The organism is Bacteroides sp. AF34-31BH, from assembly GCF_003602795.1.
Lineage (GTDB): Bacteria > Bacteroidota > Bacteroidia > Bacteroidales > Bacteroidaceae > Bacteroides > Bacteroides uniformis.
Map to the genome: position 1 here is coordinate 26,174 of NZ_QTLV01000016.1, position 17,693 is coordinate 43,866.

General features: G+C 41.3%; 32 protein-coding genes. All 32 read left to right on the forward strand.

The genetic code is table 11. The annotated features are described in order from the left end of the window. The first annotated feature begins 12 nt into the window (after positions 1–12). The gene (gene fusA, locus DWZ67_RS18385; RefSeq protein WP_016271993.1) at positions 13–2,130 is read left to right on the forward strand and encodes an elongation factor G; all 2,118 of its coding nucleotides are present in this window, start codon (positions 13–15) and stop codon (positions 2,128–2,130) included. Between the two features lie 86 nt (positions 2,131–2,216). Then, complete coding sequence (gene rpsJ, locus DWZ67_RS18390) at positions 2,217–2,522, forward strand: 30S ribosomal protein S10 (RefSeq protein ID WP_004291244.1); 306 nt, start codon at positions 2,217–2,219, stop codon at positions 2,520–2,522. 19 nt (positions 2,523–2,541) lie between these two features. Next, on the forward strand, positions 2,542–3,159 hold the full coding sequence (gene rplC / locus DWZ67_RS18395; RefSeq protein WP_005825708.1) for a 50S ribosomal protein L3: 618 nt from the start codon (positions 2,542–2,544) through the stop codon (positions 3,157–3,159). Beyond that, on the forward strand, positions 3,159–3,785 hold the full coding sequence (rplD, locus tag DWZ67_RS18400) for a 50S ribosomal protein L4 (RefSeq protein ID WP_005825707.1): 627 nt from the start codon (positions 3,159–3,161) through the stop codon (positions 3,783–3,785). Before rplC ends, rplD begins: the two co-directional genes overlap by 1 nt. 16 nt (positions 3,786–3,801) lie before the next feature. Beyond that, on the forward strand, positions 3,802–4,095 hold the full coding sequence (rplW, locus tag DWZ67_RS18405) for a 50S ribosomal protein L23 (RefSeq protein WP_005825706.1): 294 nt from the start codon (positions 3,802–3,804) through the stop codon (positions 4,093–4,095). Positions 4,096–4,100: 5 nt separating this feature from the next. Next, positions 4,101–4,925: a 50S ribosomal protein L2 gene (gene rplB / locus DWZ67_RS18410; RefSeq protein ID WP_005825705.1), complete on the forward strand. Its 825-nt coding sequence runs from the start codon at positions 4,101–4,103 to the stop codon at positions 4,923–4,925. Between the two features lie 20 nt (positions 4,926–4,945). Then, positions 4,946–5,215: a 30S ribosomal protein S19 gene (gene rpsS / locus DWZ67_RS18415; protein WP_002558070.1), complete on the forward strand. Its 270-nt coding sequence runs from the start codon at positions 4,946–4,948 to the stop codon at positions 5,213–5,215. Positions 5,216–5,251: 36 nt separating this feature from the next. Next, positions 5,252–5,662 (forward strand): 50S ribosomal protein L22, encoded by a 411-nt coding sequence (rplV, locus tag DWZ67_RS18420; protein ID WP_004291236.1) that lies wholly within the window; start codon positions 5,252–5,254, stop codon positions 5,660–5,662. A gap of 5 nt (positions 5,663–5,667) precedes the next feature. Continuing rightward, positions 5,668–6,399 (forward strand): 30S ribosomal protein S3, encoded by a 732-nt coding sequence (rpsC, locus tag DWZ67_RS18425; protein ID WP_004291235.1) that lies wholly within the window; start codon positions 5,668–5,670, stop codon positions 6,397–6,399. A gap of 21 nt (positions 6,400–6,420) precedes the next feature. Beyond that, positions 6,421–6,855, forward strand: coding sequence for a 50S ribosomal protein L16 (rplP, locus tag DWZ67_RS18430; protein ID WP_004291234.1), 435 nt, complete (start codon positions 6,421–6,423; stop codon positions 6,853–6,855). Between the two features lie 5 nt (positions 6,856–6,860). Next, complete coding sequence (rpmC, locus tag DWZ67_RS18435) at positions 6,861–7,058, forward strand: 50S ribosomal protein L29 (protein WP_005825702.1); 198 nt, start codon at positions 6,861–6,863, stop codon at positions 7,056–7,058. After that, complete coding sequence (rpsQ, locus tag DWZ67_RS18440) at positions 7,055–7,324, forward strand: 30S ribosomal protein S17 (RefSeq protein WP_005825701.1); 270 nt, start codon at positions 7,055–7,057, stop codon at positions 7,322–7,324. The genes rpmC and rpsQ overlap by 4 nt, the downstream gene beginning before the upstream one ends. Before the next feature lie 2 nt (positions 7,325–7,326). Further along, entirely contained in the window at positions 7,327–7,692 is a 366-nt protein-coding gene (gene rplN, locus DWZ67_RS18445; RefSeq protein ID WP_005825700.1) for a 50S ribosomal protein L14, read from the forward strand. 20 nt (positions 7,693–7,712) lie between these two features. Further along, positions 7,713–8,033, forward strand: a complete 321-nt coding sequence (rplX, locus tag DWZ67_RS18450) for a 50S ribosomal protein L24 (RefSeq protein WP_005825699.1) — start codon at positions 7,713–7,715, stop codon at positions 8,031–8,033. Then, a complete protein-coding gene (gene rplE, locus DWZ67_RS18455) occupies positions 8,033–8,590 on the forward strand; it encodes a 50S ribosomal protein L5 (RefSeq protein ID WP_005825698.1) in 558 nt (185 codons plus the stop codon). Before rplX ends, rplE begins: the two co-directional genes overlap by 1 nt. A gap of 4 nt (positions 8,591–8,594) precedes the next feature. Further along, positions 8,595–8,894 (forward strand): 30S ribosomal protein S14, encoded by a 300-nt coding sequence (rpsN, locus tag DWZ67_RS18460; RefSeq protein ID WP_005825697.1) that lies wholly within the window; start codon positions 8,595–8,597, stop codon positions 8,892–8,894. A 55-nt stretch (positions 8,895–8,949) separates the two neighbouring features. Beyond that, the gene (gene rpsH / locus DWZ67_RS18465; RefSeq protein WP_004291226.1) at positions 8,950–9,345 is read left to right on the forward strand and encodes a 30S ribosomal protein S8; all 396 of its coding nucleotides are present in this window, start codon (positions 8,950–8,952) and stop codon (positions 9,343–9,345) included. A 15-nt stretch (positions 9,346–9,360) separates the two neighbouring features. Next, entirely contained in the window at positions 9,361–9,930 is a 570-nt protein-coding gene (gene rplF, locus DWZ67_RS18470) for a 50S ribosomal protein L6 (RefSeq protein ID WP_005825696.1), read from the forward strand. A gap of 20 nt (positions 9,931–9,950) precedes the next feature. Then, entirely contained in the window at positions 9,951–10,295 is a 345-nt protein-coding gene (rplR, locus tag DWZ67_RS18475) for a 50S ribosomal protein L18 (protein ID WP_005656518.1), read from the forward strand. Between the two features lie 5 nt (positions 10,296–10,300). Continuing rightward, the gene (gene rpsE / locus DWZ67_RS18480; protein ID WP_005825693.1) at positions 10,301–10,819 is read left to right on the forward strand and encodes a 30S ribosomal protein S5; all 519 of its coding nucleotides are present in this window, start codon (positions 10,301–10,303) and stop codon (positions 10,817–10,819) included. Between the two features lie 11 nt (positions 10,820–10,830). Beyond that, positions 10,831–11,007 carry a 50S ribosomal protein L30 gene (gene rpmD, locus DWZ67_RS18485; RefSeq protein WP_004291222.1) on the forward strand — a complete coding sequence of 59 codons (177 nt, stop codon included), beginning with the start codon at positions 10,831–10,833 and terminating at the stop codon, positions 11,005–11,007. 30 nt (positions 11,008–11,037) lie between these two features. Further along, positions 11,038–11,484: a 50S ribosomal protein L15 gene (gene rplO, locus DWZ67_RS18490; protein WP_005825692.1), complete on the forward strand. Its 447-nt coding sequence runs from the start codon at positions 11,038–11,040 to the stop codon at positions 11,482–11,484. A gap of 4 nt (positions 11,485–11,488) precedes the next feature. Next, positions 11,489–12,832 (forward strand): preprotein translocase subunit SecY, encoded by a 1,344-nt coding sequence (gene secY, locus DWZ67_RS18495; protein ID WP_005825690.1) that lies wholly within the window; start codon positions 11,489–11,491, stop codon positions 12,830–12,832. A gap of 13 nt (positions 12,833–12,845) precedes the next feature. Further along, complete coding sequence (gene map / locus DWZ67_RS18500; RefSeq protein ID WP_120139480.1) at positions 12,846–13,646, forward strand: type I methionyl aminopeptidase; 801 nt, start codon at positions 12,846–12,848, stop codon at positions 13,644–13,646. A 9-nt stretch (positions 13,647–13,655) separates the two neighbouring features. After that, positions 13,656–13,874, forward strand: coding sequence for a translation initiation factor IF-1 (infA, locus tag DWZ67_RS18505; RefSeq protein ID WP_002558052.1), 219 nt, complete (start codon positions 13,656–13,658; stop codon positions 13,872–13,874). 9 nt (positions 13,875–13,883) lie between these two features. Continuing rightward, positions 13,884–14,000, forward strand: a complete 117-nt coding sequence (gene ykgO / locus DWZ67_RS18510) for a type B 50S ribosomal protein L36 (RefSeq protein ID WP_002558051.1) — start codon at positions 13,884–13,886, stop codon at positions 13,998–14,000. A gap of 34 nt (positions 14,001–14,034) precedes the next feature. Then, positions 14,035–14,415: a 30S ribosomal protein S13 gene (gene rpsM / locus DWZ67_RS18515; protein ID WP_004291218.1), complete on the forward strand. Its 381-nt coding sequence runs from the start codon at positions 14,035–14,037 to the stop codon at positions 14,413–14,415. Positions 14,416–14,426: 11 nt separating this feature from the next. Continuing rightward, a complete protein-coding gene (gene rpsK / locus DWZ67_RS18520; protein ID WP_002558049.1) occupies positions 14,427–14,816 on the forward strand; it encodes a 30S ribosomal protein S11 in 390 nt (129 codons plus the stop codon). Between the two features lie 117 nt (positions 14,817–14,933). Beyond that, positions 14,934–15,539: a 30S ribosomal protein S4 gene (gene rpsD / locus DWZ67_RS18525; protein WP_005825685.1), complete on the forward strand. Its 606-nt coding sequence runs from the start codon at positions 14,934–14,936 to the stop codon at positions 15,537–15,539. 11 nt (positions 15,540–15,550) lie between these two features. Further along, positions 15,551–16,543, forward strand: coding sequence for a DNA-directed RNA polymerase subunit alpha (locus DWZ67_RS18530; protein ID WP_005825683.1), 993 nt, complete (start codon positions 15,551–15,553; stop codon positions 16,541–16,543). Positions 16,544–16,546: 3 nt separating this feature from the next. After that, positions 16,547–17,050: a 50S ribosomal protein L17 gene (gene rplQ, locus DWZ67_RS18535; RefSeq protein WP_005825680.1), complete on the forward strand. Its 504-nt coding sequence runs from the start codon at positions 16,547–16,549 to the stop codon at positions 17,048–17,050. A gap of 141 nt (positions 17,051–17,191) precedes the next feature. Next, entirely contained in the window at positions 17,192–17,605 is a 414-nt protein-coding gene (locus tag DWZ67_RS18540; RefSeq protein WP_005825677.1) for a hypothetical protein, read from the forward strand. The last annotated feature ends 88 nt before the right edge of the window (positions 17,606–17,693 follow it).

Sequence of the window (17,693 nt, forward strand, 5' to 3'; positions counted from 1 at the left end):
GGGAATTAGAAAATGGCAAAGCATGATTTACATTTGACACGTAATATCGGTATCATGGCCCACATCGATGCCGGAAAGACAACGACTTCTGAACGTATTTTGTTTTACACGGGTTTGACCCACAAAATCGGTGAGGTACACGATGGTGCCGCTACAATGGACTGGATGGAGCAAGAACAAGAACGTGGTATCACTATCACTTCTGCTGCTACTACCACTCGTTGGAAATATGCCGGTGATACTTATAAAATTAACTTGATTGACACTCCGGGGCACGTTGACTTTACCGCTGAGGTAGAACGCTCTTTGCGTATTCTTGATGGTGCCGTTGCTGCTTATTGTGCAGTAGGTGGTGTTGAACCGCAATCTGAGACAGTTTGGCGCCAGGCTGATAAATATAACGTACCGCGTATCGCTTACGTTAATAAGATGGACCGTTCGGGTGCTGACTTCTTTGAGGTAGTCCGCCAGATGAAGGACGTTTTGGGCGCTAATCCGTGTCCTATCGTCGTTCCTATCGGTGCTGAGGAATCTTTCAAAGGTCTGGTAGACCTTATCAAAATGAAAGCTATCTATTGGCATGATGAAACAATGGGTGCTGACTATACAGTAGAAGAAATTCCTGCAAATCTGGTAGATGAAGCTAACGAATGGAGAGATAAGATGCTCGAAAAAGTGGCTGAGTTTGACGATGCTTTGATGGAGAAATATTTCGATGATCCTTCTACCATTACAGAAGAAGAGGTTTTGAGAGCTCTCCGTAACGCAACAGTGCAAATGGCTGTCGTTCCGATGCTTTGCGGTTCTTCATTCAAGAACAAAGGTGTACAGACATTGCTCGATTACGTGTGTGCATTCTTGCCTTCTCCGCTGGATACAGAGAACGTTATCGGTACAAACCCCGAAACTGGTGCTGAAGAAGACCGTAAACCGAGCGAAGACGAAAAGACTTCTGCTTTGGCATTTAAGATTGCAACAGACCCGTATGTAGGTCGTTTGACTTTCTTCCGCGTTTATTCCGGTAAGATTGAGGCTGGTTCTTATATCTATAACTCTCGTTCTGGTAAGAAAGAACGCGTATCCCGTCTGTTCCAGATGCACTCAAACAAGCAGAATCCGGTAGAAGTTATCGGTGCTGGTGATATTGGTGCTGGCGTAGGTTTCAAGGATATACATACTGGTGATACATTGTGTGACGAAACTGCACCGATTGTATTGGAGTCTATGGACTTCCCGGAACCGGTAATTGGTATCGCAGTTGAGCCTAAGACTCAGAAGGATATGGATAAACTGTCAAATGGCTTGGCTAAGCTGGCTGAAGAAGATCCGACGTTTACAGTTAAGACTGACGAACAGACTGGTCAGACAGTTATCTCTGGTATGGGTGAGCTTCACTTGGATATTATCATCGACCGTCTGAAACGTGAGTTCAAGGTTGAATGTAACCAAGGTAAGCCTCAAGTTAACTATAAGGAAGCTATCACTAAGACAGTCAACTTGCGTGAAGTTTACAAGAAGCAGTCCGGTGGTCGTGGTAAGTTCGCTGATATTATCGTGAACATCGGCCCGGTTGATGAAGACTTCAAGGAAGGCGGATTGCAATTCGTCGACGAAGTGAAGGGTGGTAACATTCCTAAGGAATTTATCCCGTCTGTACAGAAGGGCTTCACTACTGCCATGAAGAATGGTGTGTTGGCAGGTTATCCGTTGGATTCACTGAAAGTAACCTTGATTGACGGTTCTTTCCACCCGGTTGACTCTGACCAGTTGTCTTTCGAAATCTGTGCTATCCAGGCATATAAGAATGCTTGTGCTAAGGCAGGCCCGGTATTGATGGAGCCTATCATGAAGCTGGAAGTTGTTACTCCGGAAGAGAACATGGGTGACGTTATCGGTGACTTGAACAAGCGTCGTGGCCAGGTGGAAGGTATGGAATCCAGCCGTTCCGGTGCACGTATCGTGAAGGCAATGGTTCCGCTGGCAGAAATGTTCGGTTACGTAACAGCATTGCGTACCATCACTTCTGGTCGTGCAACCTCTTCAATGGTATACTCTCACCACGCCCAGGTTTCCAACTCTATTGCCAAGGCAGTATTGGAGGAAGTAAAAGGTCGTGCTGACTTAATCTAAAAAAACTTGAAGTCCCGTAGGCTAGCGAATGACTCTTAGCCTGCGGAACTTCATCTTATATAACTATTTAATAATTAAAGACAGTAATGAGTCAAAAAATTAGAATCAAACTGAAATCTTACGACCACAACTTGGTTGACAAGTCAGCTGAGAAGATTGTAAGAACGGTGAAGACAACGGGCGCCATCGTTAGCGGTCCGATTCCTCTTCCTACGCACAAGCGTATCTTTACCGTGAACCGTTCGACTTTCGTTAACAAGAAGTCGCGTGAACAATTCGAACTCTCTTCTTACAAGAGACTGATTGACATCTATAGCTCAACAGCTAAGACAGTAGATGCTCTGATGAAGTTGGAGTTGCCGAGTGGTGTGGAAGTAGAAATCAAAGTGTAAGTATTAAAAATTAAGTGAAATGCCAGGATTATTAGGAAAAAAAATCGGAATGACATCCGTTTTCAGTGCCGAGGGTAAGAATGTACCATGCACTGTTATCGAAGCAGGTCCTTGTGTTGTTACTCAAGTGAAAACTGTAGAAAAGGACGGTTATGAAGCTGTTCAGCTGGGCTTCCAGGACAAGAAGGAGAAGCACACTACAAAGCCTTTGATGGGCCACTTTAAGAAAGCTGGAGTAACTCCCAAGAAACACTTGGCTGAGTTCAAAGAATTTGAAACAGAGTTGAATCTGGGTGACACTGTTACCGTAGAACTGTTCAATGACGCAACTTTTGTTGACGTTGTAGGTACTTCTAAGGGTAAAGGTTTCCAGGGTGTAGTAAAACGCCATGGTTTTGGTGGTGTAGGCCAGACTACTCACGGTCAGCACAACCGCGCTCGTAAGCCGGGTTCTATCGGTGCTTGTTCTTACCCTGCAAAAGTATTCAAAGGAATGCGCATGGGCGGACAGCTTGGTGGCGACAGAGTAACTGTTCAAAACCTGCAGGTATTAAAGGTAATCGCGGAGCACAATCTTCTTTTGATTAAGGGATCTGTTCCTGGTTGCAAAGGTTCAATCGTAATAATTGAGAAATAATGGAAGTTAACGTATATAACATTAAAGGTGAAGACACTGGGAGAAAGATTACGTTAAACGAGTCTATCTTCGGAATTGAGCCCAACGACCACGCTATCTACTTGGATGTTAAACAGTTTATGGCTAACCAGCGTCAGGGTACACACAAGTCAAAGGAAAGAAGCGAAATCAGTGGTTCTACTCGTAAAATCGGTCGCCAGAAAGGTGGTGGTGGTGCACGTCGTGGTGACATGAACTCACCGGTACTTGTTGGTGGTGGACGCGTATTCGGTCCGAAACCGAGAGATTACTACTTCAAATTAAACAAAAAAGTAAAGGCTCTGGCTCGTAAGTCAGCTTTGTCATACAAGGCTCAGAACAACGCAGTTGTAGTAGTAGAAGACTTCTCTTTTGAAGCTCCGAAGACTAAAGATTTTGTTGCAATGACAAAAAATCTTAAAGTTTCTGACAAAAAGCTGCTTGTGATTTTACCAGAAGCAAATAAAAACGTATATTTGTCGGCTCGTAATGTGAAGGGTGCTAATGTGCAGACTATCTCAGGGTTAAATACTTACAGAGTATTGGACGCTGGGGTCGTTGTGTTTGCTGAAAGTGCACTTTCTGCTATCGACAATATCTTAATGTAAAAAGGAGGCTTAAATAATGGGAATTATTATTAAACCGTTAGTGACAGAGAAGATGACTGCAATTACTGATAAGACGAATAATCGTTTCGGCTTTATCGTGCGTCCTGAAGCTAATAAACTGGAAATTAAGAAGGAAGTTGAAGCCCTTTACAACGTTACAGTAGTTGATGTGAATACAATGAAGTATGCCGGCAAAAACAAGAGCCGCTATACTCGTGCCGGTATCATCAACGGACGTACGAATGCGTTCAAGAAGGCTATCGTTACGTTGAAAGAAGGAGATACTATTGATTTTTATAGCAATATTTAATAAAAATGGCAGTACGTAAATTTAAGCCCACAACACCGGGGCAAAGACATAAAATTATTGGTACTTACGAAGAGATTACTGCACGGGTACCAGAAAAGTCTCTTGTATTTGGTAAGAAATCTTCAGGTGGTCGTAACAACGAAGGTAAGATGACTATGCGCTACATCGGTGGCGGTAGTAAGAAGATTATTCGTATCGTAGATTTCAAGAGAAATAAAGACGGTGTGCCTGCAGTGGTTAAAACAATTGAATACGATCCGAATCGTTCGGCTCGTATCGCTTTGTTGTTTTATGCAGATGGAGAAAAAAGATATATTATTGCTCCCAATGGATTGCAAGTTGGTACGACTTTGATGTCAGGTGAGACTGCCGCTCCGGAAATCGGAAACGCACTTCCGCTTCAGAATATTCCGGTCGGTACTGTAATTCACAACATCGAATTACGTCCGGGACAAGGCGCTGCCTTGGTTCGCTCGGCTGGTAACTTCGCTCAGTTGACTTCTAGAGAAGGTAAGTACTGCGTTATCAAGTTGCCTTCAGGTGAGGTTCGTCAGATCCTCAGTACTTGTAAGGCTACTATTGGTAGTGTAGGTAACTCAGATCATGGATTGGAAAGTTCAGGTAAAGCTGGACGTTCTCGTTGGTTAGGACGTCGTCCGCGTAACCGTGGTGTTGTTATGAACCCGGTTGATCACCCGATGGGTGGTGGTGAAGGACGTGCTTCAGGAGGACACCCGAGATCTCGTAAGGGATTGTACGCTAAGGGTCTTAAGACAAGAGCTCCGAAGAAACAATCGTCTAAGTATATTATTGAGAGAAGAAAGAAGTAATCTGATTAATTGAGTAAATTATGAGTCGTTCATTAAAAAAAGGTCCGTATATTAACGTTAAGCTTGAGAAGAAAGTGCTTGCCATGAATGAATCGGGCAAGAAAGTGGTAGTTAAGACCTGGGCCAGAGCTTCAATGATTTCGCCTGATTTCGTAGGCCATACTGTTGCAGTTCACAACGGAAATAAATTTATTCCTGTTTATGTTACCGAAAATATGGTAGGACACAAGTTGGGCGAATTTGCTCCAACTCGTACTTTCAGAGGACACGCTGGTAACAAGAAAAAATAAAACAGGATTTATCTGAAATAATAAAGTAATAATATAATGGGAGCAAGAAAAAAAATATCGGCTGAAAAAAGAAAAGAAGCCCTTAAGACCATGTATTTTGCGAAATTGCAAAATGTTCCTACTTCCCCCCGTAAAATGCGTCTCGTGGCTGACATGATTCGCGGGATGGAGGTGAACAGAGCACTCGGCGTTTTGAAGTTCTCTTCAAAAGAGGCTGCCGCAAGAGTGGAAAAGTTGCTGCGCTCTGCAATTGCTAACTGGGAGCAGAAAAACGAACGTAAAGCTGAAAGTGGCGAGCTGTTCGTAACCAAGATTTTTGTTGATGGTGGTGCTACACTCAAAAGAATGAGACCGGCTCCGCAGGGTAGAGGTTACAGAATTCGTAAACGTTCAAACCACGTAACGTTGTTCGTTGGTTCTAAAAGTAATAACGAAGATCAAAATTAAGGTAAATGGGACAAAAAGTTAATCCAATAAGCAACCGTTTAGGAATTATCAGAGGATGGGATTCCAATTGGTATGGTGGAAAGAATTACGGCGATTCTCTGCTGGAAGATAGCAAGATTCGTAAATATTTGAACGCTCGTCTGGCAAAGGCTAGTGTGTCAAGAATTGTAATTGAACGTACACTGAAACTCGTGACTATTACCGTTTGTACTGCACGTCCGGGTATCATTATCGGCAAAGGTGGCCAAGAAGTTGACAAGTTGAAAGAGGAGTTGAAGAAGGTTACTGATAAGGATATTCAGATTAATATCTTCGAAGTTAAGAGACCAGAGTTGGATGCTGTTATCGTGGCTAACAACATTGCCCGTCAGGTTGAAGGCAAAATAGCCTACCGTCGTGCCATCAAGATGGCTATTGCCAATACAATGCGTATGGGTGCGGAAGGTATCAAGATTCAGATTTCAGGACGTTTGAATGGTGCAGAAATGGCCCGTTCTGAAATGTATAAGGAAGGAAGAACTCCGTTGCACACTTTCAGAGCAGATATCGACTATTGTCATGCAGAAGCATTGACTAAGGTTGGTCTTCTCGGCATTAAAGTTTGGATTTGTAGAGGTGAAGTTTATGGTAAGAAGGAGTTGGCTCCGAACTTTACGCAAAGCAAGGAAAGTGGTCGTGGAAGCAATAGCGGAAACAATGGCGGAAAGAACTTCAAAAGAAAGAAAAATAATCGCTAACGAATTTGATTTTTAGGAATTATGTTACAACCGAAAAAAACAAAATTCAGAAGACAACAAAAAGGCCGTCAAAAGGGTAATGCCCAAAGAGGAAACCAGTTGGCTTTCGGATCTTTTGGTATTAAGGCCTTGGAAACGAAATGGATTACAGGCCGTCAGATTGAAGCTGCGCGTATTGCAGTGACAAGATATATGCAACGTCAAGGACAGATTTGGATTCGTATTTTCCCCGACAAACCTATCACCAGAAAGCCTGCTGATGTGCGTATGGGTAAGGGTAAGGGTGCGCCGGAAGGATTCGTAGCGCCTGTTACACCGGGTAGAATTATTATCGAAGCCGAAGGAGTATCTTATGAAATCGCTAAAGAAGCTTTGCGCTTGGCTGCACAGAAGCTTCCTATCACAACTAAGTTTGTGGTTAGACGTGATTATGATATTCAAAATCAAAATGCGTAAGAAGTATGAAAACAGCAGAAATTAAAGAGATGCCTACCAGTGACTTGGTAGAAAGAGTTGAAGCAGAAGTAGCTAATTACAACCAAGTGATTTTAAATCATTCTATTTCTCCTTTGGATAATCCTGCTCAGATCAAACAATTACGCAGGACTATTGCGCGTATGAAGACTGAATTACGCCAAAGAGAACTTAACAATAAATGATGAGCTTGATGGAAGCAAGAAATTTAAGAAAAGAAAGAACTGGGGTTGTGCTGAGCAACAAGATGGATAAGACCATTACAGTAGCAGCTAAGTTTAAGGAGAAACACCCCATATATGGTAAGTTCGTTAGCAAGACGAAGAAGTACCATGCTCATGATGAAAAGAATGAGTGCAATATCGGCGATACTGTACACATCATGGAAACTCGTCCTTTGAGCAAGACTAAGAGATGGAGATTGGTAGAAATAATTGAAAGAGCTAAGTAATTATGATACAAGTAGAATCCAGACTTACAGTATGTGATAATAGTGGGGCAAAAGAGGCTCTCTGTATCCGCGTTTTGGGTGGTACAGGTCGTCGCTATGCTTCAGTAGGGGACGTGATTGTCGTTTCTGTTAAGAGCGTTATCCCTTCAAGTGATATTAAAAAAGGTGCAGTGTCTAAAGCTTTGATCGTACGTACTAAGAAAGAAATCCGTCGTGCTGATGGCTCTTACATACGTTTTGATGATAATGCTTGCGTGTTGTTGAACAATGCAGGTGAAATTAGAGGTAGTCGTATTTTCGGTCCGGTAGCTCGTGAACTTCGTGCTACTAACATGAAAGTTGTGTCACTCGCTCCTGAAGTACTTTAATATTGTAAAAGATTTGAGTAATGAGTAAATTACATATTAAAAAAGGCGATACAGTTTATGTAAACTCCGGTGAAGACAAGGGTAAGACTGGTCGTGTATTGAAGGTTCTTGTTGATAAAAACCGCGCAATCGTTGAAGGTATCAACATGGTGTCTAAGAGCACAAAACCGAATGCTAAGAACCCGCAAGGTGGTATTGTGAAGCAAGAAGCTTCTATCCACTTGTCAAACTTGAACCCCGTTGATCCAAAGACTGGCAAAGCAACGCGTGTTGGTAGAAAAGTAAGTGCTGAAGGCACTTTAGTGCGTTATTCTAAAAAATCAGGAGAGGAGATTAAGTAATGAGTAATACTGCTAGCCTTAAGAAAGAATATGCAGAGCGTATTGCGCCTGCATTGAAATCACAGTTCCAGTATTCTTCTTCTATGCAGATACCCGTACTTAAGAAGATTGTTATCAATCAGGGTCTGGGTATGGCTGTTGCCGACAAGAAGATTATTGAAGTGGCAATTAATGAAATGACTACTATCACTGGCCAGAAAGCCGTGGCAACCATTTCTCGTAAGGATATTGCAAACTTTAAGTTGCGTAAGAAAATGCCGATTGGCGTTATGGTAACTCTGCGTCGTGAGAGAATGTACGAATTCCTTGAAAAGTTGGTTCGTGTAGCTCTGCCTCGTATCCGCGACTTCAAGGGTATTGAAAGTAAGTTCGATGGTAAGGGTAACTATACCCTTGGTATTCAGGAACAAATCATTTTCCCTGAAATTAATATCGATAGTATTACTAGAATTCTCGGAATGAATATTACCTTTGTAACCTCTGCGCAAACAGATGAAGAAGGGTATGCCTTGTTGAAAGAATTCGGTTTACCGTTTAAAAACGCTAAAAAAGATTGATAATATGGCAAAGGAATCAATGAAAGCACGCGAAGTAAAGCGTGCTAAATTAGTAGCCAGATATGCCGAGAAAAGAGCTGCGTTGAAGCAAATCGTTAGAACCGGTGATCCTGCTGAAGCTTTTGAAGCTGCACAGAAATTGCAGGATTTGCCTAAAAATTCTAACCCGATTCGCATGCACAACCGTTGCAAGCTGACAGGTCGTCCCAAAGGATATATCCGTCAGTTTGGCATCTCCAGAATCCAGTTCCGTGAGATGGCTTCTAACGGTCTTATTCCCGGTGTAAAGAAAGCAAGCTGGTAATTATTGTTTTTAAATATTGTCAGGGTAGGCCTGATTAATTTAATTTATTTTTTATATGACTGATCCAATAGCAGATTATTTGACGAGGTTGCGGAACGCTATTCAAGCGAAGCACAGAGTTGTGGAAGTTCCGGCTTCTAATTTGAAAAAAGAAATCACTAAGATTCTTTTTGAAAAGGGCTACATTCTTAATTATAAGTTTGTAGAAGATGGTCCTCAAGGTACAATCAAAGTTGCCTTGAAGTATGATCCGGTAAACAAGGTTAACGCAATCAAGAAGCTGGAGAGAATCTCTTCTCCGGGTTTGCGTCAATATACCGGTTATAAAGACATGCCGCGTGTTATTAATGGTTTGGGTATTGCTATAATATCTACTTCCAAGGGTGTAATGACCAACAAAGAAGCCGCTGAACTGAAGATTGGTGGTGAAGTTTTGTGTTATGTATATTAATAGGAGGAATTAGCAATGTCAAGAATAGGAAAATTACCCATTAGTATTCCCGCTGGAGTAACAGTTACTCTGAAAGATGACGTGGTTACCGTTAAGGGACCCAAAGGCGAAATGAGCCAATATGTAAATCCTGCTATCAATGTTACCATCGAAGACGGTCATGTTGTTTTGGCTGAGAATGAAAATGCAATGCTGGATAACCCCAAGCAAAAGCATGCATTCCATGGATTATACCGTTCATTGGTGCACAACATGGTTGTTGGTGTATCAGAAGGATATAAGAAAGAATTGGAACTTGTCGGTGTAGGTTACCGTGCCTCTAACCAGGGAAATATCATTGAACTGGCTTTAGGTTATACTCACAGTATCTTTATACAGTTGCCTCCTGAAGTTAAAGTTGAGACTAAGTCTGAAAGAAACAAGAATCCTTTGATTATATTGGAATCTTGCGACAAGCAGTTACTTGGTCAAGTTTGCTCTAAAATACGTTCTTTCCGTAAGCCTGAACCGTATAAGGGTAAGGGTATTAAGTTTGTTGGCGAAGAAATTCGTAGAAAGTCTGGTAAATCAGCTGGTGCTAAATAATCATTTAAATTGATATTATTATGACAACAAAAATAGAAAGACGAATTAAGATCAAATATAGAGTACGCAACAAAATTTCAGGTACTACTGAATGCCCGCGTATGAGTGTATTTAGAAGTAACAAGCAAATCTATGTTCAGATTATCGATGACTTGTCCGGTAAGACATTGGCTGCCGCTTCTTCGTTGGGTATGACTGAAAAAATGCCTAAGAAGGAACAAGCTGCTAAAGTAGGTGAACTGATTGCGAAAAAAGCTCAGGAAGCAGGTATTACTACTGTTGTTTTCGACCGTAATGGTTACTTGTATCATGGGAGAGTAAAAGAGGTGGCTGATGCTGCCCGTAACGGTGGACTTAAATTTTAATCATTATGGCAGGACTTAATAATAGAGTTAAGATTACAAACGATATAGAGCTGAAAGACAGATTGGTTGCTATTAATCGTGTAACCAAAGTAACCAAAGGTGGTAGAACTTTTAGTTTCTCTGCTATTGTGGTAGTAGGAAACGAAGAAGGCATCATCGGTTGGGGCCTTGGTAAAGCTGGTGAAGTAACCGCTGCTATTGCCAAAGGTGTTGAATCTGCAAAGAAAAACCTGACAAGAGTGCCTGTACTGAAAGGTACAGTTCCTCACGAACAGTCTGCAAAGTTCGGTGGCGCTGAAGTATTTATTAAACCGGCTTCTCACGGTACTGGTGTTGTTGCTGGCGGTGCAATGCGTGCCGTATTGGAAAGTGTTGGTGTAACAGACGTTTTGGCTAAGTCAAAAGGTTCTTCCAACCCGCACAACTTGGTAAAGGCTACTATCTTGGCATTGAGTGAAATGCGCGATGCTCGTATGGTTGCCCAGAACAGAGGAGTTAGTATGGAAAAAGTATTTAGAGGATAAGGAGGAAGAATATGTCGACTATAAAGATTAAACAAGTTAAAAGTAGAATTGGTGCTCCTGCTGATCAGAAGAGAACTCTCGATGCACTGGGACTTCATAAGTTGAATCGTGTGGTTGAACACGAATGCACTCCTTCAATTCTTGGAATGGTGGATAAGGTTAAACACTTGGTTACCATTGTTAAGTAATTATTTGTTGAATATAAAACGAATTACAATATGAACTTAAGTAATTTAAAACCTGCAGAGGGATCTACTAAAACAAGAAAGAGAATTGGACGTGGTCCGGGTTCTGGCTTGGGAGGTACTTCTACTAGAGGTCATAAAGGAGCTAAATCAAGATCTGGATACTCTAAGAAAATCGGTTTTGAAGGTGGTCAGATGCCTCTTCAACGTCGTGTACCTAAGTTTGGCTTTAAAAATATCAATCGTGTAGAGTATAAGGCTATCAACTTGGATACAATTCAGAAATTGGCTGAAGCAAAGAACTTGCAGACTGTAGGTATCAGTGACTTCATTGCTGCTGGTTTCATTTCTGCAAGCCAGTTGGTAAAAGTATTAGGTAACGGAACTTTGACTGCTAAGTTGGATGTACAAGCACATGCATTTTCTAAGACTGCTGTTGCTGCCATCGAAGCTGCTGGTGGACAAGTAGTAAAACTCTAATTCAATGAGAAAAGCTATTGAAACATTAAAGAATATATGGAAAATTGAGGATCTGAGACAACGGATCCTCATTACCATATTGTTTGTGGCAATCTACCGTTTTGGTTCGTATGTCGTTTTGCCGGGTATCAATCCGTCAATGCTGACACAATTGCATCAACAGACAAGCGAAGGTCTTTTAGCCTTGTTAAATATGTTTTCCGGAGGAGCATTTTCCAATGCCTCTATTTTTGCATTGGGTATCATGCCGTACATCTCTGCCTCCATTGTGATTCAGTTGCTGGGTATTGCGGTTCCGTATTTCCAGAAATTGCAGCGCGAAGGTGAGAGTGGTAGAAGAAAAATGAATCAATATACTCGTTATCTGACGATTCTTATTCTTTTGGTTCAGGCTCCTTCTTATTTGCTCAATCTTAAGATGCAGGCTGGTCCTTCTTTAAATGCTTCATTAGATTGGACTCTGTTTATGTTTACTTCTACCATTATTTTAGCGGCTGGAAGTATGTTTATTTTGTGGCTTGGTGAGAGAATTACGGATAAGGGTATCGGTAATGGTATTTCGCTGATTATCATGATTGGTATCATCGCCCGTCTGCCACAGTCCTTATTCCAGGAATTGATTTCCCGTATGACGGACAAGACTGGTGGTCTGGTAATGTTCTTGATTGAGCTTGTTGTTCTGCTGGTTGTTATTGCATTCGCTATTCTTTTGGTGCAGGGAACTAGAAAGATTCCTGTACAATATGCGAAGAAGATCGTGGGTAACAAGCAATATGGCGGTGCTAGACAGTATATTCCTTTGAAGGTGAATGCTGCTAACGTGATGCCTATCATTTTTGCTCAGGCTATCATGTTTATTCCTATCACTCTTGTTGGGTTCTCAAATGTAAATGATGCAAGTGGTTTCGTACGTGCATTGACTGATCATACAAGCTTTTGGTATAATTTGATTTTTGCAGTGTTGATTATATTGTTTACGTATTTCTATACTGCAATTACTATTAACCCGACTCAGATGGCTGAAGATATGAAGAGAAACAATGGTTTTATTCCGGGTATCAAGCCAGGAAAGCAAACTGCTGAGTATATTGACGTGATTATGTCGCGTATTACTTTGCCTGGTTCTTTCTTCTTGGCCTTGGTTGCCATTATGCCTGCGTTTGCCGGTATATTCGGTGTGAAAGCTGAGTTTGCTCAATTCTTTGGCGGTACATCTTTGTTAATCCTTGTGGGTGTGGTGCTTGATACTCTCCAGCAGGTAGAAAGTCATTTGTTGATGAGACACTATGACGGTTTGCTGAAATCCGGACGTATTAAAGGCCGCAGTGGTAATGTAGCTGCATATTAATCTTTTTTGAAGAATGATATTTCTTAAAACAGAAGATGAAATAGAGCTGCTCCGCAAGAGTAATTTGCTTGTTGGAAAGACGTTGGCTGAGATAGCTAAGGTTATAAAGCCCGGAGTGACAACAAAAGAGCTGGATAGGGTGGCGGAAGAGTTCATCAGAGACAATGGTGCTGTTCCAACCTTTAAAGGTTTTCCTAATCAATATGGCGATCCGTTTCCAGCTTCTATTTGCACATCTGTAAATGACCAGGTGGTACATGGTATTCCGAGAGATGATGTGGTACTGAAAGATGGTGATATCGTGTCTGTTGATTGTGGTACTTACATGAATGGCTTTTGTGGCGACTCAGCCTATACGTTTTGTGTAGGTGAAGTTGACGAAGAAGTCCGCAAATTACTGAAGGTTACTAAAGAAGCATTGTACATAGGGATACAGAATGCCGTTCACGGCAAGCGGTTGGGTGATATCGGTTATGCGATACAGCAGCACTGCGAATCTAATTCTTATGGTGTGGTGCGTGAGTTTGTGGGTCACGGAATAGGCAAGGAAATGCATGAAGATCCTCAGGTTCCCAATTACGGAAAGCGTGGTTATGGGACAATGCTGAAGAAAGGCTTGTGCATTGCCATTGAACCGATGATAACTTTAGGTAACCGACAAATACTCATGGAGCGTGATGGCTGGACGGTGAGGACAAAAGACCGCAAGTGTGCAGCTCATTTTGAACATACGATAGCAGTCGGCACTGGTGAAGCTGATATATTGTCATCATTCGAGTTCATTGAAGAAGTATTAGGAGATAAAGCAATTTAAGAAATTAATATGGCAAAGCAATCTGCAATAGAACAAGATGGAGTTATAGTTGAAGCATTGTCTAATGCAATGTTTCGTGTTGAATTAGAAAACGGACATGAGATTACTGCACATATTTCCGGTAAGATGCGGATGCATTACATCAAAATCCTGCCAGGGGATAAAGTAAGAGTCGAAATGTCTCCTTACGATTTATCGAAAGGAAGAATTGTATTTAGATATAAATAAAATTAAGATATGAAAGTAAGAGCATCCTTAAAGAAACGTACGCCAGAGTGTAAGATCGTTAGACGTAATGGCCGTTTGTATGTTATTAACAAGAAAAATCCTAAGTATAAACAACGTCAAGGATAATATTATTATTTTTGCAAAAAAAATAATTTAGTATATGGCTATAAGAATAGTTGGTGTCGATTTGCCTCAAAACAAGAGAGGTGAAGTTGCGTTGACCTATGTATATGGTATAGGTCGTAGTAGTTCAGCAAAAATTTTGGATAAAGCAGGTGTTGACAGAGACCTGAAAGTAAAAGACTGGACGGATGATCAGGCTGCCAAGATTCGTGAGATCATTGGTGCAGAGTATAAGGTTGAAGGTGATCTTCGTTCTGAAGTTCAATTGAACATTAAGCGTTTAATGGATATCGGTTGCTATCGTGGTGTTCGTCATCGTATTGGTCTTCCAGTAAGAGGTCAGAGCACAAAGAACAATGCCCGTACTCGTAAGGGTAGAAAGAAAACCGTTGCTAATAAGAAAAAAGCTACTAAATAATAATTGTTGATATGGCAAAAAAAACAGTTGCAGCAAAAAAGAGAAATGTGAAGGTTGATGCTAATGGACAGTTGCATGTTCATTCATCTTTTAACAACATTATTGTTTCTCTGGCAAACAGCGAAGGTCAGATCATTTCTTGGTCTTCTGCCGGAAAGATGGGTTTTAGAGGTTCAAAGAAGAACACTCCCTACGCAGCACAGATGGCTGCTCAAGATTGTGCTAAGATAGCATACGATCTTGGCTTGAGAAAGGTAAAAGCATATGTGAAGGGCCCGGGTAACGGACGTGAGTCTGCTATTAGAACTATCCACGGTGCAGGTATCGAGGTTACTGAAATCATTGACGTAACTCCGCTTCCGCACAACGGTTGTCGTCCTCCGAAAAGACGTAGAGTTTAAAATTTACCTTTAATAGAAGTGAGACTTGATTTTGTTATTGGATTGTAAACTTTCTCTCTGCAATCGCGGCTGCAACAAACCCAAGTTCATGAATAAACAATTAAATATTTAAAAGAAATGGCTAGATATACTGGACCAAAATCAAGAATAGCCCGTAAATTCGGTGAAGGTATCTTTGGAGCAGATAAAGTATTGTCAAAGAAGAACTATCCTCCCGGACAGCACGGTAATTCCAGAAAGAGAAAGACTTCTGAATACGGTGTTCAACTTCGTGAGAAACAGAAAGCCAAATATACTTATGGCGTTTTGGAAAAACAATTCCGCAACTTGTTTGAGAAGGCTGAGACTGCTAAAGGTATTACTGGTGAAATCCTCCTCCAATTGTTGGAAGGTCGCCTTGACAATATCGTATTCCGTTTGGGTATTGCTCCTACTCGCGCAGCTGCTCGTCAGTTGGTGAGCCACAAGCACATTACTGTAGACGGTGAGGTTGTGAATATTCCTTCTTATGCAGTAAAACCGGGTCAGGTGATCGGTGTTCGTGAAAGATCCAAATCATTGGAAGTTATCGCTAACTCACTGGCTGGCTTTAACCATAGCAAATATCCTTGGTTGGAATGGGATGATAACTCTAAGGTAGGCAAATTGCTGCATGTACCTGAAAGAGCAGACATTCCTGAAAACATTAAAGAGCATTTGATCGTAGAATTGTATTCTAAATAATAATTAATTTCATGGCGATATTAGCATTTCAAAAACCTGATAAAGTATTAATGTTGGAAGCGGACTCTAGATTCGGAAAATTCGAATTTCGTCCGTTGGAGCCCGGTTTCGGTATTACCGTGGGTAATGCACTGCGCCGCATCCTGCTTTCTTCATTGGAAGGTTTTGCTATCACTACTATCAAGATAGACGGTGTTGAGCATGAATTTTCCAGTGTTCCGGGGGCAAAAGAGGATGTTACTAACATTATCTTGAATCTGAAACAAGTGAGATTCAAGCAAGTAGTTGAAGAATTCGAGAGTGAGAAAGTAAGTATTACAGTCGAGAATTCAAGTGAATTTAAAGCAGGTGACATAGGTAAGTATTTGACTGGATTTGAAGTGTTAAATCCTGAATTAGTTATTTGTCATTTAGATTCAAAGTCGACTATGCAGATAGATATTACGATCAACAAAGGTCGTGGTTATGTTCCTGCTGACGAAAACCGCGAATATTGCACCGATGTGAACGTAATTCCTATCGATTCTATTTATACTCCGATACGTAATGTGAAGTATCAGGTAGAGAACTTCCGTGTAGAGCAGAAGACCGACTACGAGAAACTGGTACTTGAGATTACTACCGACGGTTCCATTCATCCGAAAGAAGCCCTGAAAGAAGCTGCAAAGATTCTGATTTATCACTTCATGCTTTTCTCTGACGAGAAGATCACGCTGGAAACAAATGATGTTGACGGCAATGAAGAGTTTGATGAAGAAGTATTGCACATGCGTCAGTTGCTGAAGACCAAGCTCGTTGATATGGATCTCTCTGTACGTGCCCTCAACTGTCTGAAGGCTGCAGATGTAGAGACTCTTGGTGACTTGGTACAATTCAACAAGACGGATTTGCTGAAATTCAGAAACTTCGGAAAGAAATCGCTTACCGAGCTTGATGATTTGCTGGAAAGTCTGAATCTGTCGTTTGGAACTGATATTTCTAAATATAAATTAGATAAAGAATAAAAAATGAGACATAATAAGAAATTCAACCATTTGGGTCGTACTGCCTCTCATAGAAACGCTATGTTGGCTAATATGGCGTGTTCTTTGATTAAGCACAAAAGAATCACTACGACCGTTGCAAAGGCTAAAGCTTTGAAGAAGTTTGTTGAGCCTTTGATTACAAAGGCTAAAGACGATACGACTAATTCCCGTCGTGTTGTATTTAGCAATTTGCAAGACAAGTATGCTGTAACTGAATTGTTTAAAGAAATCTCTGTGAAGATTGCTGATCGTCCGGGTGGTTACACTCGTATTATCAAGACTGGTAACCGTTTGGGTGACAATGCTGAAATGTGCTTCATTGAACTCGTTGACTACAACGAAAACATGGCTAAGGAAAAGGTTGCCAAGAAGGCTACTCGTACCCGCCGTTCAAAGAAAGCTGCTGCTACTGAAGCTACTCCTGCTGCAGAAACTGCTGCACCAGTTGCAGAAGCTCCTGCTGCTGAGGAAGCTAAAGCTGAATAATTCAACTATTCTTTTTATATATAGAAGCCGTTCCAATTTGTTTGGAGCGGCTTTTTATTTCCTATAAATCATCCAAGAAACATTAAAAGATGTGTGCATTAAACAAATTCCTGAAAGAAACTGTTATATTTGCACATAGATATGGCTAAATTCTTAAGATTCATAGGATTCATGGTGCTTGCATTGGCTTTATGGCAGACTGTAAGCGATACATTTGCCAATAAAGCGGCGAGTGGTGGGAATGTTGTGAGTGAGAATACTATTGCCGTACATGAGCAGACTGATGCCTATATTGCGATGCCTCAATTGCCTTATCTGCCGGATGCAGAGCTGGCGGGCATGGGTGGACAATTACATTCGCTGACGTACTCCCGTATACAGCGTATTTCTACCACGGAATATATATTTTCTTTAAAGGACTGGATTGACAAACTGGCCCAGCGAGCGGCTGTTTTGTCTCTGCATCGTGAGAAACTCTATGATGCCACTGCCTATTATCGTTGCCAGCCGGTGTGCGAATATTACATTTTCACACTAAGGCGTATTCTCATTTAGTGTTTTATTGAATTTTCCTTTTTCCCTTGTGTATGGTCAGACTATGTGTTTTTGCAGGGAAATACTGTATTTTCTATTTCTAATAAAT